Consider the following 25,417-nt stretch of genomic DNA (forward strand, 5'->3'; position numbering starts at 1 on the left):
TTACTGCTTGGAGGGGGCTTTAAGAGAGGGGCTGATGGGCTGATCAGGCCTCATAAGTATATGATAATTAAGAAAAATGTCTTGTATTGACTTTTTTGTACTGGCGTGCATCTAGTCTTTGGTAGGGGGTGCCATAAAGGCGAAATAATGGCCTTCGTATGCCGCACATGCGCAGGCTGACCGGCTCGCAGAAGGCGCTCTGGAGAGCGGGGAGGGTGAGGTGGGAAATGCCTCGGCTGTCAGGCTGACAGCCCTGTCGTGCCGTTTGGGTGGGATGGCCAGGGCAGGAAAGGCAAAGACGGCGATGTGTGCCGGGAGGGCGCTTTGCGGAGAGGGTGCAGCCCCTGCATGCGTGTCGTGATTGCAAGGGCGAAGCAGGGCGCCGCCAGGCAGCGCCGGTGAGGGGTCAGGCTTCCATGTTCCCGCCCGCCAGGGAGCAGAGCTCGATGGGGTTGAGGATGGTCACTTCCTTGCCCTCGGCGGCAATCAGTTCGTTCTGTTGGAAGCGGCTGAACACCCGTGACACGGTCTCGACGGCCAAGCCCAGATAGTTGCCGATCTCGTTGCGCGACATCGCCAGGCGGAAGTGGTTGGCGGAGAAACCGCGTGCCCGGAAGCGCGAGGACAGGTTGATCAGGAAGGTGGCGATGCGCTCGTCCGCGGTTTTCTTCGATAGCAGCAGCATCATCTGCTGGTCGTCGCGGATTTCCCGGCTCATGACCCGCATCAGCTGGCGCCGCAGTTGGGGCAGTTGCAGGGCAAGCTCGTCCAGGCGCTCGAAGGGAATCTCGCAGACCGAGGTCGTTTCCAAGGCCTGTGCGGAAACCGGGCAGCTGTCGCTGTCCATGCCGGAAAGACCGACGAGCTCGCTGGGCAGGTGGAAGCCGGTGATCTGCTCCTCGCCGTTGTCGCTGACGCTGAAGGTTTTGAGCGAGCCCGAACGCACGGCGAACACCGAGCCGAAGGCGTCGCCCTGGCGAAAGAGGAATTCGCCCTTCTTGATCGGCTTGCCACGCTTGACGATCTCGTTGAGGGCGTCGATGTCCTCGAAGTTGAGCGAGATCGGTAGGCACAAGGCCGCCAGACTGCACTCCTGACAGCGGATATGATGCACGGGGCGTACCTTGGATTTATCCGACATGGGCAACTTTCTCTTACTTATGAGGCGCTCTGCCAAGGGATAATACCCCAGGCTTCAGTCAACTGACAAAAAGTCTTAACCCGAAGAAAACCTCATCTTCGAAACGCCGCATCGGGAGTGCAAGGCCTCTCCCGATGCGGAGCGATTCAGATGATACGGGAGAAGCGCTGGCGATTGTGTTCGACCAGATAATAGTCGAAAAGCATGCAGATCGAGCGAACCAGCAGGCGCCCGGCGGGCAGGACTTCGATGCCTTGCGGGGTCAGGGCGATCAGTCCGTCGCGGGTCATGCTCTGCAACTGGGGCCAGACGTCGGCGAAGTACTCCCGGAAGACGATGCCGAACTGCTGCTCCAGGCTGGCGAATTCCAGCTGGAAGTCGCAGATGAGCTTCTGGATCGCCGCACGGCGAATCCGGTCGTCGGCGTTGCATTGCAGACCGCGGGCAGTCGGCAGCTGGTCGTTGTCGAGGCGGCTCTGGTAGGCGTCGATGTCGCTCTCGTTCTGACTGTAGAGGTCGCCGATCTGGCTGATGGACGAGACCCCCAGGCCGATCAGGTCGCAATGGCCGTGCGTGGTGTAGCCCTGGAAGTTGCGTTGCAGCCTGCCGTCCTCCTGGGCGATGGATAGCTCATCGTCCGGAAGGGCGAAATGGTCCATGCCGATGTACTGGTAGCCGGCGGCGGTCAGCTGTTCGATGCTGTTGTGCAGCATGGCCAGCTTGTCGGCGGGCGCAGGCAGGTCGGTGGCGCTGATTCGCCGCTGCGGCTTGAAGCGCTCCGGCAGGTGGGCGTAGTTGAACACGGACAGTCGGTCGGGCTGCAGGGCGATGATCTCCTCGACGGTGCGGGCGAAGCTCTCCGGCGTCTGCCTGGGCAGACCGTAGATGAGGTCGACGTTGATCGAGCGGAAGCCCAGGGTCCGTGCGGCTTCAACGATGGAGCTGGTTTCCTCCAGGCTTTGCAGGCGGTTCACCGCGCGCTGGACTTCGGGGTCGAGGTCCTGCACGCCGAGGCTGATGCGGTTGAAGCCCAGCTCGCGGAGCAATCCCATGGTCGACCAGTCCGCTTCGCGAGGATCGATCTCGATGCTGAAGTCGCCCTTTTCGGCGAAGCTGAAACGCTGGCGCAGAAACTCCATCAAGCGCCGCAGTTCGCCGTGGCTGAGGAAGGTCGGTGTGCCGCCGCCCAGATGCAACTGCTCGACCTGCTGTTGCGGGGACAGGTGGCGGCTGATGATGTCGATTTCCTTTTCCAGGCGCTCGAGATAGGGCAGGGCGCGGCCGCGATCCTTGGTGATGACTTTGTTGCAGGCACAGTAGTAGCAAACGTGGGCGCAAAACGGGACGTGTACGTAGATCGACAGCGGGCGTTTGGCCTGGCGGCTTTCGCGCAGGGCGTTGAGCAGCTTGAAGGAGCCCACGCCAGGCTGGAATTGCACTGCCGTGGGGTATGAGGTGTAGCGCGGACCCGCCTGATCGTAGCGACGAATCAGGTTGGTATCCCATTTGATCGGAGCAGGCATAGGGGTATTCCGGTATGGGCAGGCTGTGGGGGGAAGTCTAAAAGAACGCTGCCGGAAAGCATCTTGATTTGTATCAAACGGGCTGGACAGTTGCCGTTAGCGGGCCGGAGGGCTGCGCTGGTGTCGGCCGGCCGGTTGAGCCATGACCGTGGTGACCGGTCAGCCATGTCTGATGAGGCCCCGGAAGGCTCCAGAAACCGAACAGGATCACCAGCAGGCCACCAGCGATGCGCACGTGCCGCTGGCGAAGCCAGGCGGTCAGGCGCTCGGCGGCCAATCCGGTGGCGAGCAGCACCGGCAAGGTGCCGAGACCGAAGGCGAGCATCAGCAGGGCGCTGTCCAGGGCACTGCCCTGGCTCGCAGCCCAAAGCAGGGTGCTGTAGACCAGTCCGCAGGGCAGCCAGCCCCAGACTGCGCCGAGCAGCAGGGCGCGGGGCAGGCTGTCGACCGGCAGCAGGCGGGAGGCGGCCGGCTGGAGGTGCCGCCAGAGACCTTGGCCAAGGGCTTCGAGACGGGTCAGTCCACTCCACCAGCCGGTCAGGTACAGGCCCATGGCGATCAGCAGCAGGGCTGCGACGATGCGTAGTGCGATGGCTGCCGGGCTGTTGGCCACAGCCCAGCCACCCAGGCCGATCAGCAGGCCGGCAGTGGCATAGCTGAGGACTCGTCCGAGGTTGTAGGCGAGCAGCAGCCATAGGCGACGGGTTCGTTGCTCGGGCGGGATCGCCAGCGTCAGGGCGCCCATCAGGCCGCCGCACATGCCCAGGCAATGCCCTCCACCGAGCAGGCCCAGGATCGTGGCCGAAACGAGCAGCGGAATCAGTTCAGGCACGCGGAGGCTCCTCGTCCTGTCTGGCCGGCTTGTCCGGATGCTCCGCTTCAGCCAGTCCGGCCTTGTGCGCGGGGTCTTCGTCGTCGAAAAGGATGTTGTGCGCCGGGCTGTCGAGATCGTCGTACTGACCGTTGTCGATGGCCCAGAAAAGCAGCCAGATGGCCAGGGCGACCACTATTATGGCGACCGGAATCATTACATAGAGCGCAGCCATGTCGTGCTCCTGTTGTGCTGGCGGCTCAGGAGCCGCGGGTCAGCCGCAAGGCATTCAGGACCACCAGGAGGGAGCTCAGCGACATTCCAATCGCGGCCCAGAGCGGGGTGACCCAGCCGAGTGCGGCGAAGGGCAGAATCAGGCCATTGTACAGGCCGGCCCAGGTCAGGTTCTCGATGATGATGCGGCGGGTGCGGCGGGCGAGGGCGAAGGCCTGTACCAGCGTTTCCAGCCGGTTGGACAGCAGGACGGCATCGGCGCTGGTCTTCGCCAGGTCGGTGGCCGAGCCCATGGCTATGCTGATGTCCGCGCCGGCCAGCACCGGAACGTCGTTCACCCCGTCGCCGAGCATCAGGACGCGGCGCCCCTCGGCGTGCAGCTGCCTGAGCACGCCGAGCTTGGCGTCCGGGGTCAGGCCGCCACGGGCATCGTCGATACCCAGTTGCCTGGCGACTTCGGCGACCATCGGCGAGCTGTCGCCCGAGAGCAGCAGGGTTCGCCAGCCACGTGCGCGACAGGCGTCGAGCAGGGCGGGGGCGTCTTCGCGCAGGCGGTCGTCGAGCACCAGCCAGGCCAGAGGTCCCTGCCGGTCACCCAGCAGCAGCCACTGGCCCTGCTCGCCGGGAATCGACGGCGCCGGCTGGCCGTTGAGCGCAGCGACGAAGGCGGGTTGGCCGATACGCAGGAGCCGGTCCTGGACGACACCCTCCAGGCCTTGCCCGGGAATGCCGTCGACCCGTTCGGCGGCCTGGGGGGCGCGGCCGAAGGCGCGGGCGATCGGATGTTCGGAGCGGTTCTCCAGGGCGGCGGCCAGTGCCAGGCAGGCATCGCCGTCCAGTTCGCGCAGAGGGTGCACCGCGCTCAGGGCCAGACGCCCCTCGGTGAGGGTACCGGTCTTGTCGAAGATCACCGTGTCGATGCCGTTCAATCCTTCCAGCACATGCCCGCGGGTCAGCAGCAGGCCGAACTTGTGCAGGCTGCCGGTGGCTGCGGTCAAGGCGGTGGGAGTGGCCAGCGACAGGGCGCAGGGGCAGGTGGCGACGAGCAGGGCGAGCACGACCCAGAAGGCCCGGTCCGGGTCGATCTGCCACCAGATCAGGCCGACCAGTGCGGCCACGCCCAGCACGGCGAGCAGGAACCACTGCGCCACCCGGTCGGCCAGCTCGGCGAGCCGGGGCTTGTCGGCCTGGGCGCGCTCGAGCAGGCGCACGATAGCCGAGAGGCGGGTGTCGTCGCCCAGGGCCTGGACCTCGATGGTCAGCGGGCCTTCCACGTTCAGTGTCCCGGCGGTCACTGCATCGCCCGGGGCGCGGGGTTGCGGCAGGTATTCGCCGGTCAGCAGCGACTCGTCGACGCTGGACTGCCCCGCGACGATGCGGCCATCGGCCGGCAGCAGGTTGCCCGGCGGCACCAGCACGCGGTCGCCCGGGCTGAGCTCCTTGAGCAGGATGCGTTCGCCGTGCCCTTGGTCGTCGAGACGCAGGCAGGAGGGAGGCAGCAGGTTGACCAGCTGGGCGGTGGCCGCGGCGGTGCGTTCGCGGGCGCGACGCTCGAGGAAGCGTCCGGCGAGGAGGAACAGGGCGAACATGCCGGCGGCATCGAAATAGAGTTCGCCCTGGCCGGTCAGTGTCGACCAGATGCCGGCCGCATAGGCGCCGCCGATCGCCAGGCTGACCGAGACGTCCATGGTCAGGTGTCGTGTGCGCAGGTCACGCCACGCACCCCTGAAGAAGTCGACGCTGCTGTAGAAGACGATCGGCGTGGTGAGGATCAGGCTGACCCAGCGGAGGATCTTGTCCATCCCCGCCGAGAGGTCGAGGTTGAATTCCGGCCAGGTAGCCATGGTGGCCATCATCACTTGGAACCACAGCAGGCCGGCGACGCCCAGTTGTCTCAGCGCGCGGCGATTCTCCCGGGCCAGTTGCTCGGCGGCTTGGTCCGGCTGGTAGGGATGGGCGGCATAGCCGATCCGGCGCAGCGCTTCGAGCAGGTGGCTCAGTGGCACCTGGCTGGCATTCCAGCGCATGTACAGGCGGTGGTTGGACAGATTGAGGCTGGCCTCGGCAACGCCGTTCAGGCCGCGCAAGTGTTTCTCGATCAGCCAGCCGCATGCGGCGCAGCTGACGCCCTCGATCAGCAGGCAGGTAGTGCTCAACTCTCCCTCGTGCTGGACGAAGGGCTGCTGTACATCGGCGCGGTCATAGAGCGCCAACTCCTCGCTCAGTGCCTGGGGCAGGGCTTCCGGGTTGGCGGCATTCTCGCTGCGGTGTTTGTAGTAGCTTTCCAGGCCGCCGGCGACGATCGCTTCGGCCACGGCTTGGCAGCCTGGGCAGCACATTGCGCGGGGTTCGCCCAGGACATGGGCCTGAAAGCGGCTGCCGGCGGGGACCGGCAGGCCACAGTGGTAGCAGGGGGTGAGGCTGGCCATGGGGGATGCCGAAATGCAGGGTGAGTGGTTGGCGTCTGGACGAGGCGACGGCAGAGACTGCCGCCGCCCCTTTGGTTAGTTGCCCAGCTCGAGGGCGACGCCGGGCTCGAGGCTTTCCTCCTCGAACAGGCGCCAGTCCTTGCCACCTTCCTGGCTAAGGATCTCGACGAATCGGCGTCCCTGCACCGCATCCTGCATCTGTCCCCGATAGAGGTCATCGGTCTGCGGTTGCAGCACGATGCGGCGGTCCTTTTCCACCTGGGTCGGCGAGATCAGGTTGAGCACCAGTTGCTGGGGGCGGCTGTCGCCGGTCAGCTGGATCTCGGCGATGCCGTCTTCCTCATGAAACACGAGCCGGGCCCGCATGCCCAGACGACGAGCGAGGTGCTCCCGCTCCAGCGAGGTGTTGATGCCCTTGCCGGCATCGTAGTAGTTGTCCACTACTAGGCTGTCCGCCTCGCGGATGGAAATCACCAGCAGGCTGGTGCCCAGCACCACCGAGCTGAGGAGGATCGCGATGACGAACCAGGCCCAGAACTGCTTGTACCAGCGACTGCTTTCATTGTTGGTTGGATGCATGCATTACCTTGGCTAGCGGACGCTGGGGCCGATGAAGCGGCTTTCAGAGTCTTGTTGAATGCTCGGGTCGTCGGCGGACTGTATCCTGAAAACGATGTCGTTGGTGCTCGAGGGCAGTTTCTCCGGATCGATGGACAGTTCCACCGGGACCGACAGGATTTCCCCGGCAGCGGCCCGCACCTCGCGCTGGCCTTCATAGATCAGGCCGTCCAAGCCCTTGGCTTCGATCATGAAGGTAAGGTCGCGCTGGGCCTTGTTCATGACCTTCAGGATATAGACGTTCTCGATGCGACCATTGTCATTTTCGCGATAGAGCACCCGGTCCTTCAATACGTCCAGTTCGACCAGGGAGCGGTTGGACACGGCGTATCCGAACAGGCTCGTCATGGCGATCAGTGCGACGGCATAGCCGATCAGGCGCGGGCGCAGCAGATGGGTCTTTTCGCCGGACAGCGTGTGTTCGGTGGTATAGCTGATCAAGCCCTTCGGATAGTTCATCTTCTCCATGATGGCGTCGCAGGCGTCGATGCAGGCGGCACAGCCGATGCACTCGAACTGCAGGCCATCGCGGATATCGATGCCGGTGGGGCACACCTGGACGCACATGGTGCAGTCGATGCAGTCGCCCAGGCCCTGGGCCTTGTAATTGATACCCTTCTTGCGCGGGCCGCGCTTTTCGCCACGGTTCGGATTGTAGGAAACGATCAACGTGTCCTTGTCGAACATCACGCTCTGGAAGCGGGCATAGGGGCACATGTAGACGCACACCTGTTCCCGGAGGAAGCCGGCGTTGCCATAGGTGGCCAGGGTGAAGAAAGCGATCCAGAACAGGGCCCAGCCTCCGACATCGAGGCTCAACAGATCGGGCACCAACTGGCGGATGGGGGTGAAGTAGCCGACGAAGGTAATTGCCGTGAGCAGGGCGACGCCCAGCCAGATGCCATGCTTGGCCATCCTGCGAAGGACTTTCTGGCCGCTCATCGGGGCCTTGTCCAGCTTCATGCGCTGGTTGCGGTCGCCTTCGGTGACCTTTTCCGCCCACATGTAGACCCAGGTGAAGACGCTCTGCGGACAGGTGTAGCCGCACCAGACGCGCCCGGCGAAGACGGTGACGAAGAAGAGGCCGAAGGCGCAGATGATCAGCAGCCAGGACAGGAGCATGAAGTCCTGCGGCCAGAAGGTAGCGCCGAAGATGTAGAACTTGCGCTCCGGCAGGTCCCACCAGACGGCCTGGCGGCCATCCCAGTTCAACCAGGCGGTGCCGAAAAAGAGAATGAAGAGTACCAGGCCACCGACGCGCCGCAGGTTGCGGTACAGGCCGGTAAAGGCGCGTGTGTAGATTTTTTCACGTTGGACATAGAGGTCGACGTTGTCGCTGTCTTTGTCCGCGGGGGTGACGTCTCGGACGGGAATTTGCTCGCTCATCAATGCTTACCACGGCGTTGGAGGGTGACCCGGCCGATATGGAATCGGCCGTAGTCAGTTTACCTTTTGGTAGATTGTAGACCTGGCGAGTCGAATGCAGGTGCGACCGCTGGTCGCGCCTGCAGGCGATCATTTCTCCGTGGCTTTGCTCGACAGGCTGTACACGTACGCGGCTACCAGGTGAGCCTTGTCGTTGCCGAGGAACTCCTTGTGGGCTGGCATGTTGCCATTGCGTCCATGGCGCAGGGTCTGCTGAACCTGGGCAAAGCTGGAGCCATAGAGCCATACGCGGTCGGTCAGGTTGGGAGCGCCCATGGCCTGGACGCCTGTGCCCTCGGGGCCATGGCAGACCACGCAGTTGGTCTGGAAGATCTTCTGGCCGGCGGCCAAGTCGACCTCGACGCCTTCCGGGGCTTTCAGGCCGGCGAGACTGCGCACATAGGCGGCAGTGTTCTTGATCCCTTCCTCGCCAATCACGTCCTTCCAGGCCGGCATGGCTGCCTTGCGGCCTTCCATGATGCTGGTCTTGATGGTCTCCGGCTCGCCGCCGTACAGCCAGTCGTTGTCCGTCAGGTTGGGGAAGCCATAGGCACCCTTGGCGTCGGAGCCGTGGCATACGGAGCAGTTGGAGGCAAAGATGCGACCGCCCATCTTCAGAGCCTGCTCTTGCTTGGCTGCTTCCTCGATCGGCATGGCGGCGTATTTCTGGAACAGCGGGCCGTATTGCTCGTCGGCCTTGGTCATTTCCTTCTGGTACTGGTTGACGCCGGTCCAGCCTTCTTCGTAGCCGGGCAACACGCCCTTCCAGTTGCCCAGTCCCGGGTAGAGGATCAGATAGCCGACCGCGAAGATCACGGTGCCGAGGAACAGCCAGAACCACCACTTGGGCAGCGGATTGTCATACTCCTCGATCCCGTCGAAGGAATGTCCCATGGTCTGGTCGGTGCTGCCCTTGCGCTCGCCTTTGCGAGTCGCGAAAAGCAGCCAGGTAACGGCGACGATGGTCCCGAGGGTCAGCAGGGTGATGTACGAACTCCAGAATGAAGTCAATGAAGTCATTCGTTCTTGCTCCTAGAAGCTTTGTCGTCACGCTTCCCGGACTCGGGCTCATCGTCGAAGGGCAGGTTGGCGGCTTCGTCAAAGCTCTTTTTGCGTTTGCTGCTGAAGACCCAGATCAGCATTCCCACGAAGGCGATCAGCACCAGAGCGGTGCCCAGTCCGCGAAGAGTCCCGATATCCATGATGCGTTACCGTTTGGTTTTGATGGAGGTGCCGAGAACCTGGAGATAGGCCACCAAGGCGTCCATTTCGGTCTTGCCCTTGACCGACTCCCGGGCACCGGCGATGTCTTCGTCGGTGTAGGGCACGCCGAGGGTGCGCATGGCTTCCATCTTGTCGGCAGTGTTCTCGCCAGTCAGCTTGTGTTCGACCAGCCAGGGGTAGGCGGGCATCTTCGATTCCGGCACCACGTTGCGCGGGTTGTACAGGTGCGCACGCTGCCAGTCGTCGGAGTAGCGACCGCCTACGCGGGCCAGGTCGGGACCGGTACGCTTGGAGCCCCAGAGAAACGGGTGGTCCCAGACGCTCTCACCGGCAACCGAGTAGTGACCATAGCGCTCGGTTTCGGCACGGAACGGGCGAACCATCTGCGAGTGGCAGCTGACGCAGCCTTCCTTGATGTAGATGTCGCGCCCCTCCAGTTGCAGGGCGGTATAAGGCTTCATGCCCTCCACCGGCTCGTTGACGACGTCCTGGAAGAACAGCGGAACGATCTGGGTCAGGCCGCCGATACTGACGGCGGCGACCATGAACAGGCCCAGCAGGCCAATGTTCTTTTCGAGTACTTCGTGCTTCATTAGTGGGCAACCTCAACGATTCGGGCAGCGGCTTCGTATTCAGTCGACTTGGCGACGCGCACGGTACGCCAGGTGTTGTAGGCCATTAGCAGCATGCCGACGACGAAGAAGGCGCCGCCGATCATCCGCACGATGAAGCCGGGGTGGCTGGCTTCCAGTGCCTCGACAAAGGAGTAGGTCAGGGTGCCGTCCTGGTTCACGGCGCGCCACATCAGGCCCTGGGTGATGCCGTTGACCCACATGGAGGCGATGTACAGCACGGTGCCGATGGTGGCCAGCCAGAAGTGCGCGTTGATCAGGTTGACGCTGTGCATCTGCTCGCGGCCGAAGACCTTCGGAATCAGGTGGTACAGCGAGCCGATGGACACCATGGCAACCCAGCCGAGGGCGCCGGCATGAACGTGGCCGATGGTCCAGTCGGTGTAGTGGGACAGGGCGTTGACGGTCTTGATCGCCATCATCGGGCCTTCGAAGGTGGACATGCCGTAGAAGGCCAGGGAGACCACCAGGAAGCGCAGGATCGGGTCGTTGCGCAGTTTGTGCCAGGCCCCCGACAGGGTCATCATGCCGTTGATCATGCCGCCCCAGCTCGGAGCCAGCAGGATGACCGACATCACCATGCCGAGCGACTGTGCCCAGTCCGGTAGTGCGGTGTAGTGCAGGTGGTGCGGGCCGGCCCAGATGTAGAGGGTGATCAGCGCCCAGAAGTGGACGATGGAGAGACGGTAGGAGTAGACCGGGCGTTCGGCCTGCTTGGGCACGAAGTAGTACATCATGCCGAGGAAGCCGGTGGTCAGGAAGAAGCCAACGGCATTGTGGCCGTACCACCACTGGACCATGGCATCGGTAGCGCCGGAATAGAGGGAGTAGGACTTGAACCAGGAAACCGGCAGCTCCATGTTGTTGACGATGTGCAACATGGCGGTTACTAGGATGAACGCTCCGTAGAACCAGTTGCCTACATAGATGTGCTTGGTCTTGCGCTTGATGACAGTGCCGAAGAAAACGATTGCGTAGGTGACCCAGACCACGGCGATCAGGATGTCGATCGGCCATTCCAGCTCGGCGTATTCCTTGCTGCTGGTAATGCCCAGCGGAAGGGTAATCACGGCCAGCACGATCACGGCCTGCCAGCCCCAGAAGGTGAAGGCGGCCAGTTTGTCGGAGATCAGACGCGTGTGACAGGTGCGCTGCACCACGTAGTACGAGGTGGCGAACAGGGCGCAGCCACCGAAGGCAAAGATCACCGCATTGGTATGCAGCGGTCGCAGGCGACCGAAACTGGTCCACGGCAGGTTGAGGTTCAGTTCCGGCCACACCAGCTGTGCGGCAATGAGGACCCCAAGTCCCATTCCGATGACCCCCCAGATCACCGTCATGATGGCGAACTGGCGGACCACCTTATAGTTATAAGCAGTCTGACTCGATGCTGTGCTCATGCTTAAGGTTTCCACGGTTAATGGAGGTTTTTGAAGGCAAAAAACGGCGGTGGCTATGCTCGATGGGGCGAGCCATGGCAACGCACGAGCCGTCGTGATCTGCGTTAAAGAGGCCCAGCAGCAAAAGACTCGACCCTGTTTGCGGGCAGGCCTGACCGATGGGGTCTCTTCAAAAAAGACGCCGGGTCAATATGCCATTGTCTCAAAATTATTTCGGAAAGTTTAGATACCGACGCTCCAATCAAGGGCGTGGGCGGTCCGTGGTGCGATATCGTATCGCGCGTTGAAGGGCGTCTGCGCCTCTTTGGCGGGCTATGTGTCATGTCCAGGCTTCATCGGGAAATATTAGGTGTTTTAAAACGGGGGAAGGATGGTGAATGGGCAAGTTGTCTGTATTGACGTAGATCAATGCCCGCAGGACGCCAATGGGATTGGAGTATGGCTGTGGAGCGGTCCGTCGCCTGCCGCGGCGGATGCCTGTCTGATCCTGGCTCACGGCGCTGGAACTCCGATGGACAGCGAGTTCATGACGGGCATGGCTGAACGCCTTGCTGTCCGCGGGGTCGCAGTGGTGCGCTTCGAGTTTCCCTATATGGCCGCACGGCGGCGAGGGGCGGGCAGACGTCCTCCCGATCCACAGGACCGCCTGCTGGATTGCTGGCGTGAGACTTATTCACTATTGCGCCAGCGGATCTCCACACCTCTGGCGATCGGCGGCAAGTCCATGGGGGGGCGCATGGCAAGTCTGCTGGCAGACGAATTGGGGGTCGATGCGCTTGTCTGCCTGGGTTATCCCTTTCATCCTGCAGGCAAAACGGACAAGCCGAGAACGGCTCACCTGGCAGGGATCAGAACACCTACCTTGATCGTTCAAGGGGAGCGTGACGCCATGGGCAAGCGGGATACAGTGATGGGGTATTCCTTGTCTGCGGCGATATGCCTGCACTGGCTGGCCTCGGCTGATCATGATCTGAAACCCCTCAGGGCTTCTGGGTTCACCCATGAACATCATCTTGATATGGCAGCAGATGCCGTTGCGAAGTTTTTACAGTCTTCTGCTCGGTGTAGCCTGATATCTTTCTGATGGTATTTGGCGTTGCCGTATTCAGCGATCATTGCCTCGTGATTATGGCAATTTACCATGAGTAATTATGGCTGTTTGCTATTGCCAGAGACTGGTTGGCCATTATTTTTAATTGGCTTATGGTTTCGCTTGGGGAACTTCATCGCTATGATTGGGTTTTTCTTGCACCCGAGCCGCTTTCAGTCGTACAGCTGTTGATTGTGGGTGAGCAAGTTGCTGGCATTTTGATTGCGTGCCGATTGGCCTCGGAGTTGATAAAGATCGAATTGCAGCACTGCCAGTGCTTAATGTCGTATTGCTATGGCGATCATCGGCTATCCTGAACGGACGGTCGGCCCTTGCAAGTGGAGGGGGCAGACTTGAAATTGCGGCGCTACCCTGAGTGCCTGTCATCTCCTGGGTCGTCGAGAGCGGACAGAGCCATGCATATACGGGCGTAACGCAAACTCATGCCTGTTGATAGGGCGGGCGTTGAGCCAGTCCAGATAGGGATATGAATTTGACTGTGTAATAGGGATATATATTCCTTTGGGGCAAGAGTGGCACAAGGCTCGGCAGCGTCTTGTTTCAGACTTGCGTACGACCACCGTTTTGGTTGCTAGTTGCAAAAAAGGTTCTTCGAGGGTGTGTCATTTCTTGTCCGCCACTGGCCTTTGGCTATTTCACTTGGGCAATCCACTGTTGTGGCGGGCGACTGCTCTTGTATGAGTTGGCTGGTGAGCACCTCTCGATACCGTAAGTGCAGGGCGCATCTTCCTCACTTCGGTAGCTGATAGTCTCTGCAGGGTGGTGACGCGCTGTCTTCTCACCCGCGGGGTCGTCGGTCGAACGGATTCACTGCTGTCTTGGTTCAGTTAGGCGGCATGCAAAACGACGCTTAGGAGGCGCTATGGATTGGCATTCAATTCCCAGGAAGAAGAGGGGGAATGGTGTAGTACTCGTTACGGGGCTGGCTTGCTGCTGGTTGCTGTTCAGTGCGGTGGCCGCAGAGGGGAAGCGCACGGTTGTGGCCGACACTCCTGTGAGGCAGCACGGGAGCCTCAAATATGTCAGTGTCGACCTACCCGGCGCTGCCGGAGGTCGGCAATGGGCATCCGACCCGCAATGGAGCGTGCCGGCTTTTACCGATATCGCTAGACAGCCGGTACAGAACCCCGAACAGGATGCTTTGGAGCCGGCACAGCAGCCGATCGCCCGTCTCAAGGACGCACCCGTCTGGCGTTTCTAGCAGCCTGTCGGGCTTTCCCATTGTTTTCTGCGATCATGGCTGCCGACCTTCCGCGAGCCCCAGCATGAGCCGTTTCCGCCCAGTTGATCGTCACACCAGCTACTTGCTACCGCCTTCCATCGAGGACTGGCTGCCGGAGAATCATCTGGCACGCTTCATCGTGGAGGTGGTGGAGGGGCTTGATGTCAGTGTCATGGCCAAGGCCTATGCCGGACGCGGCAGCGCCGCCTACCACCCGTCGATGCTGTTGGCGCTGCTGATCTATGGCTACGCCACCGGCGTGTTTTCCAGCCGCAAGATCGAGCGCGCCACCCACGACTCGGTGGCCTTTCGCTTCATCGCCGCCGGCGCCTACCCAGATCACGATACGCTGGCCAGCTTCCGCCGCCGCTTTCTTGACGAACTGGCCGGTCTGTTTGTGCAGGTGCTGCAGATGGCGCAGGAAATGCACCTGCTCAGCTTGGGTACGATCAGCCTGGACGGCACCAAGATCCACGCCAACGCCTCGCGGCACAGCGCGCTGTCCCATGGACATATCGAACAGCTCGAAAGCCAGCTCAAGGCCGAAGTGCGCTCGCTGCTCGATCTGGCCGAGCAGGCGGATCAGTCGGCGATGCCGGGCGGCATGAGCCTGCCGGAGGAAATCGCCCGCCGTGAAGCCCGCCTGGCGGCCATGGCCGAGGCGAAAGCCAAGATCGAAGCCCGTGCCAAGGTACGCTTCGCCAGGGAACACACCGAGTATCAAGCCAAGCTGGCGCAGCGGGAGGCCAAGGCTGCAGCCCGCGGCAAAAAACCGGGCGGCAAACCGCCCAAGCCGCCGGTCGCGGGGCCAACGGCCAAAGACCAGGTCAATCTGACCGATGCGGACTCGTGCATCATGCCCGTGTCGGGCGGCGGCTTCGAACAGGCCTACAACGCCCAAGCGGCGGTGGATACGACCAGCATGCGGGTGGTGGCGTCGGCCGTCACCCAGGCCTGCAACGACAAGGAACAAGTCGTGCCGATGCTGGCGCAACTGGCCGAATTGCCCAAAGCCCTGGGTAATCCCGAGCACTTGCTGACCGACAGCGGCTACTACAGTGCCGCCAATGCCAGCGCCTGCACCGCGAGTGGCATCGAGCCGCTGATGGCGGTCAAGCGGGAGGAGCATCACCCGTCGCCTTGCGCCCGCTTCACCGAACCGCCGGCCCTGGCCGCCGACGCGAGCCCGGCGCAGCGCATGACGCACAAGCTGCAAACACAAGCGGGCCGCGCGCTGTATGCGTTGCGCAAGCAAACGGTGGAACCGGTGTTCGGCATCATCAAAGCGGTGCTGGGCTTCCGGCAATTCTCGCTGCGCGGTCTGGACAAGGTCAGCGGTGAATGGGCTCTGGTGTGCCTGGCGTGGAACCTGAAGCGCATGGCCGTATTGCGCCTACAGATCGGGAATTAGGCAAAAAACAGACCTAAATCCGGGGAAGTCGGTCAAAACTGCCTGATTTCTGGCAAAGCCGATGCTCTATCTGCCTGCGGCGCTCAAGTCCGACAGGCTGCTAGGCGTGCGACTCGCCAATCAACTGCCGCAGCACATGCTGCAGGATGCCGCCGGCCTTGAAGTACTCGACTTCGTTGGCCGTGTCGATGCGGCATAGCACCGGAAAGCCGATTCGCGATCCATCCTGGCGCTCGACCTCCACTGTCAACGACTGGCGCGGTTTAAGTGGGCTCCCCGACAAGCCGCGAATGGACAATTTCTCCGTGCCGTTCAGGCCCAGGCTCTGGCGTGTCTGTCCCGCGTAGAACTGCAGCGCCAGTACGCCCATGCCGATCAGGTTGGAGCGGTGGATGCGCTCGAAACTTTCGGCGATCACCGCTTTCACGCCGAGCAGGCTGGTGCCCTTGGCCGCCCAGTCACGGCTGGAGCCGGTGCCGTATTCCTGGCCGGCGATCACCACCAGCGGCACGCCTTCGGCCTGATAGCGCATGGCCGCATCGTAGATCGACAGCTTTTCCCCGCCCGGTTGATGCAGGGTGTTGCCGCCTTCCTCGCCAGCCAGCATCTCGTTCTTGATGCGGATATTGGCGAAGGTGCCGCGCATCATCACTTCGTGATTGCCGCGCCGCGAGCCGTAGGAGTTGAAGTCGGCCGGCTGCACGCCGAGCTGCTGCAGGTAAAGGCCGGCCGGTGAGCTGGGTTTGATGCTGCCGGCCGGGGAAATATGATCGGTGGTGATGGAGTCGCCGAACAGCGCCAGAATGCGCGCGCTTTCGATGTCCTTGGGAGGCGCCGGAGGCTGGCCGATGTCTTCGAAGAAGGGTGGATTCCGCACATAGGTGGATTGGGCATCCCAGCGATAGGTATCGCCCTCGCCGAGCGGAATGGCCTGCCAGGCGGCATCGCCGCTGAACACGTCGGCGTAGCGCCGTCGGAACATCTCGTTGTCGAGCTGGCCGACTGCCGCGGCGATTTCCTTGCTGCTCGGCCAGAGGTCCCGCAGATAAACCGGTTGGCCCTGGGCGTCGAAGCCGAGCGGTTCGCGGGTCAAATCGATGCGTGTGGTGCCTGCGAGGGCGAAGGCCACCACCAGGGGCGGCGAGGCCAGCCAGTTGGCCTTCACCTGCGGATGCACCCGGCCCTCGAAGTTGCGGTTGCCGGACAGGACCGAGGAAACGATCAGGTCGTTGTCGGCGATCGTCTGGCCGATGGCTTCCGGCAGCGGGCCGGAGTTGCCGATGCAGGTGGTGCAGCCGTAGCCGACCAGGTTGAAGCCGAGCTGGTCGAGATAGGGCGTGAGGCCGGCCTTCGCCAGGTAGTCGGTGACCACCTTGGAGCCCGGCGCCAGCGAGCTCTTCACCCAGGGCTGGCGCTCGAGGCCACGCTCGACCGCCTTCTTCGCCAGCAGCCCGGCGGCCATCATCACGCTGGGGTTGGAGGTGTTGGTGCAGGAGGTGATGGCGGCGATCACCACGTCGCCGTGATGCAGGCTGCAGCTGCCGTCGCCGACCGGAAAGGCCTTGTCGAGCTCGGCCTTGCGTCCGCCGAGGTCCAGCAGCAGGTCGAGCTGGGCACCGATGTCCTCCAGGGCAACCCGATCCTGCGGGCGCTTGGGACCGGCCAGGGACGGGCGGACCGCGCCCAGGTCGAGCGCCAGGGTGGTGCTGAAGCAGGGTTCCGGTGCCCGAACGTCGTGCCACAGGCCCTGGGCCTTGCAGTAGGCTTCCACCAGGGCGATGCGCCGCTCGTCGCGGCCGCTCATGCGCAGGTAGTCGAGGGTCACCCGGTCGACCGGGAAGAAGCCGCAGGTGGCGCCGTATTCCGGAGCCATGTTGGCGATGGTGGCCCGGTCGGCCAGCGGCAGATTGTCCAGGCCGGGACCGTAGAACTCGACGAATCTGCCGACCACCCCGTGCTTGCGCAGTATCTGCGTGACGGTGAGCACCAAGTCGGTAGCGGTGACGCCTTCGTTCAACTGGCCATTGAGACGGAAGCCGACCACCTCGGGAATCAGCATCGACACCGGCTGGCCGAGCATCGCCGCCTCCGCCTCGATGCCGCCGACGCCCCAGCCGAGCACGCCGAGGCCGTTGATCATGGTGGTGTGCGAGTCGGTGCCGACCAAGGTGTCCGGATAGGCCCAGAGCGCGCCGTCCTCCTCGCGGCTCCAGACCACCTGGGCCAGGTATTCCAGGTTGACCTGATGACAGATGCCAGTGCCCGGCGGCACCACGCGGAAGTTGGCGAAGGCCTGCTGGCCCCAGCGCAGGAAGGCATAGCGCTCGCCATTGCGCTCCATCTCCAGGGCGACGTTGTCGGCGAAGGCGCTCGGATCGGCGAAGCGATCGACCATCACCGAGTGGTCGATCACCAGATCGACCGGGGAAAGCGGATTGATCCGCTGCGGATCGGCGCCGGCCCGGGCCACAGCGTCGCGCATGGCGGCCAGGTCGACCACCGCAGGCACGCCGGTGAAGTCCTGCATCAGCACCCGCGCCGGGCGGAAGGCGATCTCCCGCTCGGAACTGCGCGTTTCGAGCCAGCCGGCCAGTGCGGTGAGGTCGTCGGCGCGCACGCTGACGCCATCCTCCCAGCGCAACAGGTTCTCCAGCAGCACCTTGAGCGAAACCGGCAGACGGCTGATGTCGCCCAGGCTCTTCGCCGCCTCCGGCAGGCTGAAGTAATGGTAGGTCTGGCCGTCCACGTCCAGGCTGCGGCGGCAGTTCAGGCTATCCAGGGAAGGCATGGGGTTTCTCCGGGAGTGTTCGGCAGAGCAGGCTGCTTGATGGGGCACTGTTCCAAGCTAGTTCCGCCCGCCGCGACTCGCCAGTCGAATGGACTGCCGGGCAGGCCCGCTGCCGTCGAATTGGCTATCATGCGCGGCCCTGAAGGCGATGGGATTTCTCGAGGAAAAATGCCGACCATGAACAGCCTGTTGTTGCATTGCCGTCCCGGTTTCGAAGGCGAGGTCTGCGCCGAGATCGGCGAACACGCCGGGCGCCTGGGCGTGGCCGGCTATGCCAGGGCCAGGCCGAACAGCGCCCATGCCGAGTTTGTCTGCAGCGAACCGGGCGGCGCCGAGCGACTGATGCACGGGCTGCGCTTCGCCGGGCTGATCTTTCCCCGCCAGTGGGCGCGCGGCGGTTTCGTCGAGCTGCCGGAGAGCGAGCGCATCGGCGTCCTGCTCGAGCGCCTGGCCGACTACCCGATCTGCGGCAGCCTCTGGCTGGAGGTGCTGGACACCAACGAAGGCAAGGAGCTGTCGACCTTCTGCCGCAAGTTCGAGGTGCCGCTGCGCAAGGCGCTGCTCAAGGCTGGCCGGCTGCTGGACGATCCGCGCAAGCCGCGCCTGCTGCTGACCTTCAGGAGCGGCCGCGAGGTCTTCCTCGGCCTGGCCGAGGCGGACAACTCGGCCGCCTGGCCGATGGGCATTCCGCGCCTGAGGTTCCCCCGCGAGGCGCCCAGCCGTTCGACCCTCAAACTGGAGGAGGCCTGGCATCAGTTCATCCCGCGCGAGGCCTGGGACCTGCGCCTGGCACCGGGAATGACCGCCGTGGACCTCGGCGCCGCACCCGGCGGCTGGACCTGGCAGCTGGTCAACCGGCACATGAAGGTGACCGCGGTGGACAACGGGCCGATGGCGCCGAGCCTGATGGATTCCGGGCTGGTCGGACATGTCCGCGCCGATGGCTTCGTCTTCCGTCCGCGCCGGCCGGTCGACTGGATGGTCTGCGACATCGTCGAGAAGCCCGCCCGCACGGCCGCACTGATCGAGACCTGGCTCGGCGAGGGACTTTGTCGCGAGGCGGTGGTCAACCTCAAGCTGCCGATGAAGCAGCGTTACGCCGAAGTACGCCGCCTGCTCGAGCGCATCGGCGATGGCCTGGCCGCGCGTGGCGTGAAGGCGTCCATCGCCTGCCGGCAGCTCTACCACGACCGCGAGGAAGTGACCTGCCATCTGCGCCGGCTGTAGTCGCCGGGGTGACCCGGGCCGCTGCTTCGGCGACAATGCCCCACCGGTTTTCTGGAGTTAGCCATGTCCCAGCCCGATCCCGCCAGCCTGGCCGTCGACGCGATTCTCGATGCCACCGGCCTCAACTGTCCCGAGCCGGTGATGCTGTTGCACAACAAGGTCCGCGACCTGGCGGCCGGCGGTCTGCTCAAGGTGATCGCCACCGATCCCTCGACCCGTCGCGACATCCCCAAGTTCTGCATCTTCCTCGGCCATGAGTTGCTCGGGCAGCAGGAGGAGGGCGGAACCTACCTGTACTGGATTCGCAAGAAGGCGGAATAGATGGCGTGTCGGCCGTGCCGGACCGTCTGCAAAAGCCGGGCATGAGTTTGCCGGTTCTGTGAGCCCGTTTCGAGTTCTGGAGAAGGGCAAATTGATCTCCCGTGGGTGCCCGTTATCGTGGCGATGCGTGGTCATGGAACCCCGCGCTTAATGACACAAGGAGTGCCCCCATGCGCAAGAACCCGTTTTCCTCCCTCCTGTTTGCCCTGCTGGCCAGCGCCTCCGTCGCCGTCTCGGCAGCGGAAGCGCCCAAGACCGAAATCGCCAAGCCGGCCGTGACCCAGCCCGTACAGCCTGCCCAGGCTGTCCAGGCGACGGCTACGGTCAAGGTCGATCTCAACACTGCCGATGCGGCAACGCTCGAGCGCGATCTGGTGGGGATTGGCGCTACCAAGGCCCAGGCCATCATCGACTACCGGCAGGCCCATGGGCCGTTCGCCTCGGTGGACGAGCTGCTGGAGGTCAAGGGAATCGGCACTGCGACACTGGAAAAGAACCGCGCCCGCTTGAGCGTCAACTGATTCGGTGCTGCAGTGGAGGCCGGTCTTGCGACCGGCCTTTTGCGAAGGCAGGCGGTCGGGACGACTCGTCGCCGGGGATGTCATCGATCTCCAGGGGGGAGTTGACTTTCCTTTCACTATCAGTAGGATACGCACCGTTATTCCGCGATAGCTCAGTCGGTAGAGCAAGTGACTGTTAATCACTGGGTCCCTGGTTCGAGTCCAGGTCGCGGAGCCAGATCGAAAAAAGGCCTGATCGCAAGATCAGGCCTTTTTGCTTTTCCGGGCAGCGGTTTGTCCGGGCGACTCTCGGGGGAGAGCCGCCGGGGCAGGGGTCAGAGCACCTGGGCGATGGCTTGGGTGACGCTGGAGAGGTTGCGCTGGTTCAGGGCGGCGACGCAGATGCGGCCGGTGGCGACGGCATAGATGCCGAACTCGCTGCGCAGCCGCTCCACCTGCTCGGCGCTGAGGCCGGAGTAGGAGAACATGCCGCGCTGCTGGGCGACGAAGGCGAAGTCGCGCTTGGCGCCCTGGGCGGCCAGTTGCTCGACCATGGCCTGGCGCATGCTCTGGATGCGTCCGCGCATCTCGGCCAGTTCGGCTTCCCACAGGGCGCGCAGTTCCGGGCTGTTGAGCACGCTGGCAACTACGCTGGCACCGTGGGTCGGCGGGTTCGAGTAGTTGGTGCGGATCACCCGCTTGACCTGCGACAGCACGCGCGCGGCCTCGTCCTTCGAGGCGGTGACGATGGACAGGGCGCCGACGCGCTCGCCGTAGAGGGAGAAGGACTTGGAGAAGGAGCTGGAGACGAAGAACTGCAGGCCCGATTCGGCGAACAGGCGCACCGCTGCGGCGTCCTCCTCGATACCGTCGCCGAAGCCCTGGTAGGCGATGTCGAGGAAGGGCACGTGGCCGCCTTCGCGGATCGCTTCCAGCACCTGCTTCCAGTCGTCGCCGGAGAGGTCGACGCCGGTCGGGTTGTGGCAGCAGGCATGCAGCAGCACGATGGAGCGGGCCGGCAGGGCCTTGATGTCTTCCAGCATGCCGGCGCGGTTCAGGCCGTGGCTGGCGGCGTCGTAGTAGCGATAGCTCTGCACGCGGAAGCCGGCCGATTCGAACAGGGCGCGGTGGTTCTCCCAGCTCGGGTCGCTGATGGCGACCAGCGCATCCGGCAGCAGGCGCTTGAGGAAGTCGGCACCGACCTTCAGCGCGCCGGTGCCGCCCAGGGCCTGGGCGGTGACCACACGGCCGTCGGCAAGCAGCGCGGAGTCGTTGCCGAACAGCAGCTTCTGCACCGCCTGGTCGTAGGCGCCGATGCCTTCGATCGGCAGGTAGCCGCGCGGCGTATGGGCGGCGATGCGGGCCTTTTCGGCCTCCTCGACGGCGCGCAGCAGGGGAATTCGGCCTTCTTCGTTGTAGTAGACGCCGACGCCGAGGTTGACCTTGGTCGGACGGGTATCGGCATTGAATGCTTCGGTGAGGCCAAGGATCGGGTCACGCGGTGCCATTTCTACGGCAGAGAACAGGCTCATGGTCGAGGTGCTCGAAGAAGAAGAGGGTGAAGGGCAAGGCTACAACCCCCACGCAGGGGAAAGTGCCGTCGACCGGGGAGGGGCGGCGGTGCGCGCAGGGGAGTGCAGAATCGGGGCGCTAGTATAGCGGCCATGGCGGTCGCCTGCGATATGCTGTCAAGGGTTTTCTGTCAACCATTTGTCGAAGGCGGGGCCGCCGGCCGGGGCTCGCGCCGATCCTCCGGCGGCACTGTCCGCCCGCAACGCCGAGAGAGGTTTTCCATGTCCGAATTCCAGCTGGTGACCCGTTTCCAGCCCGCCGGCGATCAGCCCGAGGCGATCCGCCAGATGGTCGAGGGGCTGGAGGCCGGCCTGTCGCACCAGACCCTGCTGGGAGTGACCGGCTCCGGCAAGACCTTCAGCATCGCCAACGTGATCGCCCGGGTGCAACGCCCGGCTCTGGTGCTGGCGCCCAACAAGACCCTGGCGGCGCAGCTCTACGGCGAATTCAAGAGCTTTTTCCCGAACAACGCGGTGGAGTACTTCGTCTCCTACTATGACTACTACCAGCCGGAAGCCTACGTGCCGTCCTCCGACACCTACATCGAGAAGGACGCCTCGATCAACGACCACATCGAGCAGATGCGCCTGTCGGCGACCAAGGCGCTGCTGGAGCGGCCGGATGCGATCATCGTCGCCACCGTCTCGTCGATCTACGGCCTGGGCGATCCGGCCAGCTACCTGAAGATGGTGCTGCACATCGACCGCGGCGACAAACTCGACCAGCGCGCCCTGCTGCGTCGCCTGGCCGAGCTGCAGTACACCCGCAACGACATGGACTTCGCCCGCGCCACCTTCCGCGTGCGCGGCGACGTGATCGACATCTATCCGGCCGAATCCGAACTGGAGGCGATCCGCATCGAGCTGTTCGACGACGAGGTGGAGAGCCTGTCGGCCTTCGACCCCTTGACCGGCGAGGTGATCCGCAAGCTGCCGCGCTTCACCTTCTACCCCAAGAGCCACTACGTCACCCCGCGCGAAACGCTGTTGGAGGCGCTGGAGCAGATCAAGGCCGAGCTCAAGGATCGCCTGGAGTACCTGCGCGAGCACGGCAAGCTGGTGGAGGCGCAGCGCCTGGAGCAGCGCACCCGCTTCGACCTGGAGATGATCCTCGAGCTGGGCTACTGCAACGGCATCGAGAACTACTCCCGCTACCTCTCCGGCCGCGCCCCGGGCGAGGCGCCGCCGACCCTCTACGACTACCTGCCGGACAACGCGCTGATGGTGATCGACGAATCCCACGTCACGGTTCCGCAGGTCGGCGCCATGTACAAGGGCGACCGCTCGCGCAAGGAAACCCTGGTGGAATACGGCTTCCGCCTGCCCTCGGCGCTGGACAACCGGCCGATGCGTTTCGACGAGTGGGAGCGCATCAGCCCGCAGACCATCTTCGTCTCGGCGACCCCCGGTCCCTACGAGGCCGAACACGCCGGACGGATCATCGAGCAGGTGGTGCGCCCCACCGGCCTGGTCGACCCCCAGCTGGAGGTGCGTCCGGCGACTACCCAGGTCGACGACCTGCTCTCCGAGATCCGCAAGCGTGTCGCCGTCGAGGAGCGCGTGCTGGTCACCACCCTGACCAAGCGCATGGCCGAGGACCTCACCGACTACCTGGGCGACCATGACGTGCGGGTGCGCTACCTGCACTCGGACATCGACACCGTCGAGCGCGTGGAGATCATCCGCGACCTGCGCAGCGGCGCCTTCGACGTGCTGGTGGGCATCAACCTGCTGCGCGAGGGCCTGGACATGCCCGAGGTGTCGCTGGTGGCGATCCTCGACGCGGACAAGGAAGGCTTCCTGCGCAGCGAGCGCTCGCTGATCCAGACCATCGGCCGCGCCGCGCGCAACCTCAACGGCAAGGCGATCCTCTATGCCGACAGCATCACCGGCTCGATGCAGCGCGCCATCGACGAGACCGAGCGGCGCCGGGCCCGGCAGATCGCCTTCAACGAGACCCACGGCATCGTGCCCAAGGGCGTCAAGAAGGACATCCAGGACATCCTCGAAGGCGCCGTGGTGCCCGGCGCGCGCAGTCGCAGGCGGGTGGCCAGGGCGGCCGAGGAGAGCGGCCAGTACGCCGCCGAGCTGCGTTCGCCGAGCGAGATCAACAAGCGCATCCGCCAGTTGGAGGAGAAGATGTATGCCCTGGCCCGCGACCTGGAGTTCGAGGCCGCGGCGCAGCTGCGCGACGAGATCCAGGCGCTGCGCGAAAAGCTGCTGCAGGTCTGATGCAGAAAGGCTCCAGCGTTCGGCCGCGTGCCCGGCTGGAGCCTCCGGCTGCGCGCCTGCTAACATTCGCGCCTTTCATCCTTCCGTTCGTCCCTCTTTCCGGGAGTCTGCATGACCACCGTCCGCACCCGCATTGCGCCGTCGCCGACCGGCGATCCGCACGTCGGCACCGCCTACATCGCCCTGTTCAACCTATGCTTCGCCCGTCAGCACGGCGGCCAGTTCATCCTGCGTATCGAGGATACCGACCAGCTGCGCTCGACCCGCGAGTCGGAGCAGCAGATTTACGACGCCCTGCGCTGGCTGGGCATCGAATGGGACGAGGGTCCGGACGTCGGCGGCCCGCATGGCCCGTACCGGCAGAGCGAGCGCGGCGCGATCTACAAGAAGTACTCGGACGAGCTGGTCTCCAAGGGCCATGCCTTCCCCTGCTTCTGCAGCGCCGAGCGGCTCGACGAAGTGCGCGCGCGGCAGATGGCCAACAAGGAAACCCCGCGTTACGACGGCCACTGCATGCACCTGGCGCCTGAAGAGGCGCAGCAGCGCATCGCCGCCGGCGAGTCCCACGTGGTGCGCATGAAGGTGCCGAGCGAAGGCGTTTGCACGGTGCCGGACCTGCTGCGCGGCGACGTCGAGATCCCCTGGGACCGCATGGACATGCAGGTGCTGATGAAGGCCGACGGCCTGCCCACCTACTTCCTCGCCAACGTGGTCGACGACCACCTGATGGGCATCACCCACGTGCTGCGCGGCGAGGAATGGCTGCCCTCGGCGCCCAAGCTGATCAAGCTCTACGAGTATTTCGGCTGGGAGCAGCCCAAGCTGGTGTACATGCCGCTGTTACGCAATCCGGACAAGAGCAAGCTGTCCAAGCGCAAGAACCCCACCTCGATCACCTTCTACCAGCGCATGGGCTTTCTGCCCGAGGCGATGCTCAACTACCTGGGCCGCATGGGCTGGTCGATGCCCGACGAGCGCGAGAAGTTCACCCTGGACGAGATGATCGAGCACTTCGACATCCAGCGCGTGTCCCTCGGCGGGCCGATCTTCGACATGGAGAAGCTCTCCTGGCTGAACGGCCAGTGGCTGCGCGAGCTGTCGGTCGAGGCCTTCGCCGCCGAAGTGCACAAGTGGGCGTTCAACCCCGAATACCTGATGCAGATTGCTCCGCACGTGCAGGGCCGGGTGGAAACCTTCAGCCAGATCGCCCCGCTGGCCGGCTTCTTCTTCGCCGGCGGCGTGCCGCTGGACGCCAGGCTGTTCGAGCACAAGAAGCTTTCGCCCGACCAGGTCCGGCAGTTGCTGCAGTTGATCCTCTGGAAGCTGGAAGCGCTGCGCCAGTGGAACAAGGACAACATCACCGCGATCATCCAGAAGACCAGCGAGCACCTCGGCTACAAGCTGCGCGACGCCATGCCGCTGATCTTCCCGGCGATCACCGGCCACGCCAGCTCGGTGTCGGTGCTCGACGCCATGGAGATCCTCGGCGCCGACCTGACCCGCTTCCGCCTGCGCCAGGCCATCGAGCTGCTCGGCGGCGTGTCGAAGAAGGAGAACAAGGAGTGGGAGAAGCTGCTGGGCGAGATCGCCTAAAGCT

General features: G+C 63.9%; 20 protein-coding genes and 1 tRNA gene. 8 read left to right on the forward strand and 13 right to left on the reverse strand.

All coding sequences use genetic code 11. The features are described 5' to 3' along the window. Positions 1 to 406: 406 nt before the first annotated feature. The 11 genes from fnr to ccoN form a co-directional block, all read right to left on the reverse strand. Positions 407 to 1,141, reverse strand: a complete 735-nt coding sequence (gene fnr, locus ACG10_RS07620; RefSeq protein WP_089167767.1) for a fumarate/nitrate reduction transcriptional regulator Fnr — start codon at positions 1,139 to 1,141, stop codon at positions 407 to 409. A 146-nt stretch (positions 1,142 to 1,287) separates the two neighbouring features. Continuing rightward, positions 1,288 to 2,664 carry an oxygen-independent coproporphyrinogen III oxidase gene (hemN, locus tag ACG10_RS07625; RefSeq protein WP_089167768.1) on the reverse strand — a complete coding sequence of 459 codons (1,377 nt, stop codon included), beginning with the start codon at positions 2,662 to 2,664 and terminating at the stop codon, positions 1,288 to 1,290. Between the two features lie 73 nt (positions 2,665 to 2,737). After that, on the reverse strand, positions 2,738 to 3,496 hold the full coding sequence (locus tag ACG10_RS07630; RefSeq protein WP_089167769.1) for a sulfite exporter TauE/SafE family protein: 759 nt from the start codon (positions 3,494 to 3,496) through the stop codon (positions 2,738 to 2,740). After that, positions 3,489 to 3,710, reverse strand: a complete 222-nt coding sequence (gene ccoS, locus ACG10_RS07635) for a cbb3-type cytochrome oxidase assembly protein CcoS (RefSeq protein ID WP_039804832.1) — start codon at positions 3,708 to 3,710, stop codon at positions 3,489 to 3,491. The genes ACG10_RS07630 and ccoS overlap by 8 nt, the downstream gene beginning before the upstream one ends. A gap of 25 nt (positions 3,711 to 3,735) precedes the next feature. Next, a complete protein-coding gene (locus ACG10_RS07640; protein ID WP_089167770.1) occupies positions 3,736 to 6,138 on the reverse strand; it encodes a heavy metal translocating P-type ATPase in 2,403 nt (800 codons plus the stop codon). Between the two features lie 75 nt (positions 6,139 to 6,213). Then, the gene (locus tag ACG10_RS07645; RefSeq protein WP_089167771.1) at positions 6,214 to 6,717 is read right to left on the reverse strand and encodes a FixH family protein; all 504 of its coding nucleotides are present in this window, start codon (positions 6,715 to 6,717) and stop codon (positions 6,214 to 6,216) included. A 12-nt stretch (positions 6,718 to 6,729) separates the two neighbouring features. Then, positions 6,730 to 8,142: a cytochrome c oxidase accessory protein CcoG gene (gene ccoG / locus ACG10_RS07650; RefSeq protein WP_089167772.1), complete on the reverse strand. Its 1,413-nt coding sequence runs from the start codon at positions 8,140 to 8,142 to the stop codon at positions 6,730 to 6,732. A gap of 129 nt (positions 8,143 to 8,271) precedes the next feature. Further along, entirely contained in the window at positions 8,272 to 9,192 is a 921-nt protein-coding gene (ccoP, locus tag ACG10_RS07655; RefSeq protein WP_089167773.1) for a cytochrome-c oxidase, cbb3-type subunit III, read from the reverse strand. Positions 9,193 to 9,197: 5 nt separating this feature from the next. Further along, the gene (locus ACG10_RS07660; protein WP_039804823.1) at positions 9,198 to 9,383 is read right to left on the reverse strand and encodes a CcoQ/FixQ family Cbb3-type cytochrome c oxidase assembly chaperone; all 186 of its coding nucleotides are present in this window, start codon (positions 9,381 to 9,383) and stop codon (positions 9,198 to 9,200) included. 6 nt (positions 9,384 to 9,389) lie between these two features. After that, complete coding sequence (gene ccoO, locus ACG10_RS07665; RefSeq protein ID WP_089167774.1) at positions 9,390 to 9,998, reverse strand: cytochrome-c oxidase, cbb3-type subunit II; 609 nt, start codon at positions 9,996 to 9,998, stop codon at positions 9,390 to 9,392. Further along, a complete protein-coding gene (gene ccoN, locus ACG10_RS07670) occupies positions 9,998 to 11,437 on the reverse strand; it encodes a cytochrome-c oxidase, cbb3-type subunit I (RefSeq protein ID WP_039804820.1) in 1,440 nt (479 codons plus the stop codon). Before ccoN ends, ccoO begins: the two co-directional genes overlap by 1 nt. Before the next feature lie 370 nt (positions 11,438 to 11,807). On the opposite strand from ccoN, the gene ACG10_RS07675 reads away from it, so the two are divergent. Continuing rightward, on the forward strand, positions 11,808 to 12,521 hold the full coding sequence (locus tag ACG10_RS07675; RefSeq protein ID WP_232487203.1) for an alpha/beta family hydrolase: 714 nt from the start codon (positions 11,808 to 11,810) through the stop codon (positions 12,519 to 12,521). Between the two features lie 1,292 nt (positions 12,522 to 13,813). Further along, on the forward strand, positions 13,814 to 15,181 hold the full coding sequence (locus ACG10_RS07680) for an IS1182 family transposase (RefSeq protein ID WP_089167775.1): 1,368 nt from the start codon (positions 13,814 to 13,816) through the stop codon (positions 15,179 to 15,181). A gap of 100 nt (positions 15,182 to 15,281) precedes the next feature. Here ACG10_RS07680 and acnA read toward each other — a convergent pair whose 3' ends face one another. Further along, positions 15,282 to 17,969 (reverse strand): aconitate hydratase AcnA, encoded by a 2,688-nt coding sequence (acnA, locus tag ACG10_RS07685; protein WP_089167776.1) that lies wholly within the window; start codon positions 17,967 to 17,969, stop codon positions 15,282 to 15,284. A gap of 177 nt (positions 17,970 to 18,146) precedes the next feature. Here acnA and rlmM point away from each other — a divergent pair, with 177 nt between their 5' ends. The 4 genes from rlmM (at position 18,147) to ACG10_RS07705 (ending at position 20,255) form a co-directional block, all read left to right on the forward strand. Beyond that, a complete protein-coding gene (gene rlmM, locus ACG10_RS07690) occupies positions 18,147 to 19,196 on the forward strand; it encodes a 23S rRNA (cytidine(2498)-2'-O)-methyltransferase RlmM (RefSeq protein ID WP_039804813.1) in 1,050 nt (349 codons plus the stop codon). A 63-nt stretch (positions 19,197 to 19,259) separates the two neighbouring features. Continuing rightward, the gene (gene tusA, locus ACG10_RS07695) at positions 19,260 to 19,517 is read left to right on the forward strand and encodes a sulfurtransferase TusA (protein WP_039804810.1); all 258 of its coding nucleotides are present in this window, start codon (positions 19,260 to 19,262) and stop codon (positions 19,515 to 19,517) included. A 170-nt stretch (positions 19,518 to 19,687) separates the two neighbouring features. Next, positions 19,688 to 20,038, forward strand: a complete 351-nt coding sequence (locus tag ACG10_RS07700; protein WP_039804808.1) for a ComEA family DNA-binding protein — start codon at positions 19,688 to 19,690, stop codon at positions 20,036 to 20,038. 141 nt (positions 20,039 to 20,179) lie between these two features. Next, a tRNA-Asn gene (locus ACG10_RS07705) sits at positions 20,180 to 20,255 on the forward strand. Between the two features lie 97 nt (positions 20,256 to 20,352). On the opposite strand, the gene ACG10_RS07710 is transcribed toward ACG10_RS07705, so the two are convergent. After that, the gene (locus ACG10_RS07710) at positions 20,353 to 21,549 is read right to left on the reverse strand and encodes an amino acid aminotransferase (RefSeq protein WP_089167777.1); all 1,197 of its coding nucleotides are present in this window, start codon (positions 21,547 to 21,549) and stop codon (positions 20,353 to 20,355) included. 261 nt (positions 21,550 to 21,810) lie between these two features. Here ACG10_RS07710 and uvrB point away from each other — a divergent pair, with 261 nt between their 5' ends. Further along, positions 21,811 to 23,820 carry an excinuclease ABC subunit UvrB gene (uvrB, locus tag ACG10_RS07715; RefSeq protein ID WP_039804802.1) on the forward strand — a complete coding sequence of 670 codons (2,010 nt, stop codon included), beginning with the start codon at positions 21,811 to 21,813 and terminating at the stop codon, positions 23,818 to 23,820. Between the two features lie 111 nt (positions 23,821 to 23,931). Continuing rightward, positions 23,932 to 25,413, forward strand: coding sequence for a glutamate--tRNA ligase (gltX, locus tag ACG10_RS07720; protein WP_089167778.1), 1,482 nt, complete (start codon positions 23,932 to 23,934; stop codon positions 25,411 to 25,413). Positions 25,414 to 25,417 lie beyond the last annotated feature (4 nt).

The organism is Azotobacter chroococcum, assembly GCF_002220155.1.
GTDB lineage: Bacteria > Pseudomonadota > Gammaproteobacteria > Pseudomonadales > Pseudomonadaceae > Azotobacter > Azotobacter chroococcum.

What these genes read in the sequence shown, in the direction of transcription:
- fnr (WP_089167767.1), bottom strand. Translation starts at nt 1,141, where the DNA reads ATGTCGGATAAATCCAAGGTACGCCCCGTGCATCATATCCGCTGTCAG.
- hemN (WP_089167768.1), bottom strand. Translation starts at nt 2,664, where the DNA reads ATGCCTGCTCCGATCAAATGGGATACCAACCTGATTCGTCGCTACGAT.
- ccoS (WP_039804832.1), bottom strand. Translation starts at nt 3,710, where the DNA reads ATGGCTGCGCTCTATGTAATGATTCCGGTCGCCATAATAGTGGTCGCC.
- ACG10_RS07640 (WP_089167770.1), bottom strand. Translation starts at nt 6,138, where the DNA reads ATGGCCAGCCTCACCCCCTGCTACCACTGTGGCCTGCCGGTCCCCGCC.
- ACG10_RS07645 (WP_089167771.1), bottom strand. Translation starts at nt 6,717, where the DNA reads ATGCATCCAACCAACAATGAAAGCAGTCGCTGGTACAAGCAGTTCTGG.
- ccoG (WP_089167772.1), bottom strand. Translation starts at nt 8,142, where the DNA reads ATGAGCGAGCAAATTCCCGTCCGAGACGTCACCCCCGCGGACAAAGAC.
- ACG10_RS07660 (WP_039804823.1), bottom strand. Translation starts at nt 9,383, where the DNA reads ATGGATATCGGGACTCTTCGCGGACTGGGCACCGCTCTGGTGCTGATC.
- ccoO (WP_089167774.1), bottom strand. Translation starts at nt 9,998, where the DNA reads ATGAAGCACGAAGTACTCGAAAAGAACATTGGCCTGCTGGGCCTGTTC.
- ccoN (WP_039804820.1), bottom strand. Translation starts at nt 11,437, where the DNA reads ATGAGCACAGCATCGAGTCAGACTGCTTATAACTATAAGGTGGTCCGC.
- ACG10_RS07675 (WP_232487203.1), top strand. Translation starts at nt 11,808, where the DNA reads ATGGTGAATGGGCAAGTTGTCTGTATTGACGTAGATCAATGCCCGCAG.
- ACG10_RS07680 (WP_089167775.1), top strand. Translation starts at nt 13,814, where the DNA reads ATGAGCCGTTTCCGCCCAGTTGATCGTCACACCAGCTACTTGCTACCG.
- acnA (WP_089167776.1), bottom strand. Translation starts at nt 17,969, where the DNA reads ATGCCTTCCCTGGATAGCCTGAACTGCCGCCGCAGCCTGGACGTGGAC.
- rlmM (WP_039804813.1), top strand. Translation starts at nt 18,147, where the DNA reads ATGAACAGCCTGTTGTTGCATTGCCGTCCCGGTTTCGAAGGCGAGGTC.
- tusA (WP_039804810.1), top strand. Translation starts at nt 19,260, where the DNA reads ATGTCCCAGCCCGATCCCGCCAGCCTGGCCGTCGACGCGATTCTCGAT.
- ACG10_RS07700 (WP_039804808.1), top strand. Translation starts at nt 19,688, where the DNA reads ATGCGCAAGAACCCGTTTTCCTCCCTCCTGTTTGCCCTGCTGGCCAGC.
- ACG10_RS07710 (WP_089167777.1), bottom strand. Translation starts at nt 21,549, where the DNA reads ATGAGCCTGTTCTCTGCCGTAGAAATGGCACCGCGTGACCCGATCCTT.
- uvrB (WP_039804802.1), top strand. Translation starts at nt 21,811, where the DNA reads ATGTCCGAATTCCAGCTGGTGACCCGTTTCCAGCCCGCCGGCGATCAG.
- gltX (WP_089167778.1), top strand. Translation starts at nt 23,932, where the DNA reads ATGACCACCGTCCGCACCCGCATTGCGCCGTCGCCGACCGGCGATCCG.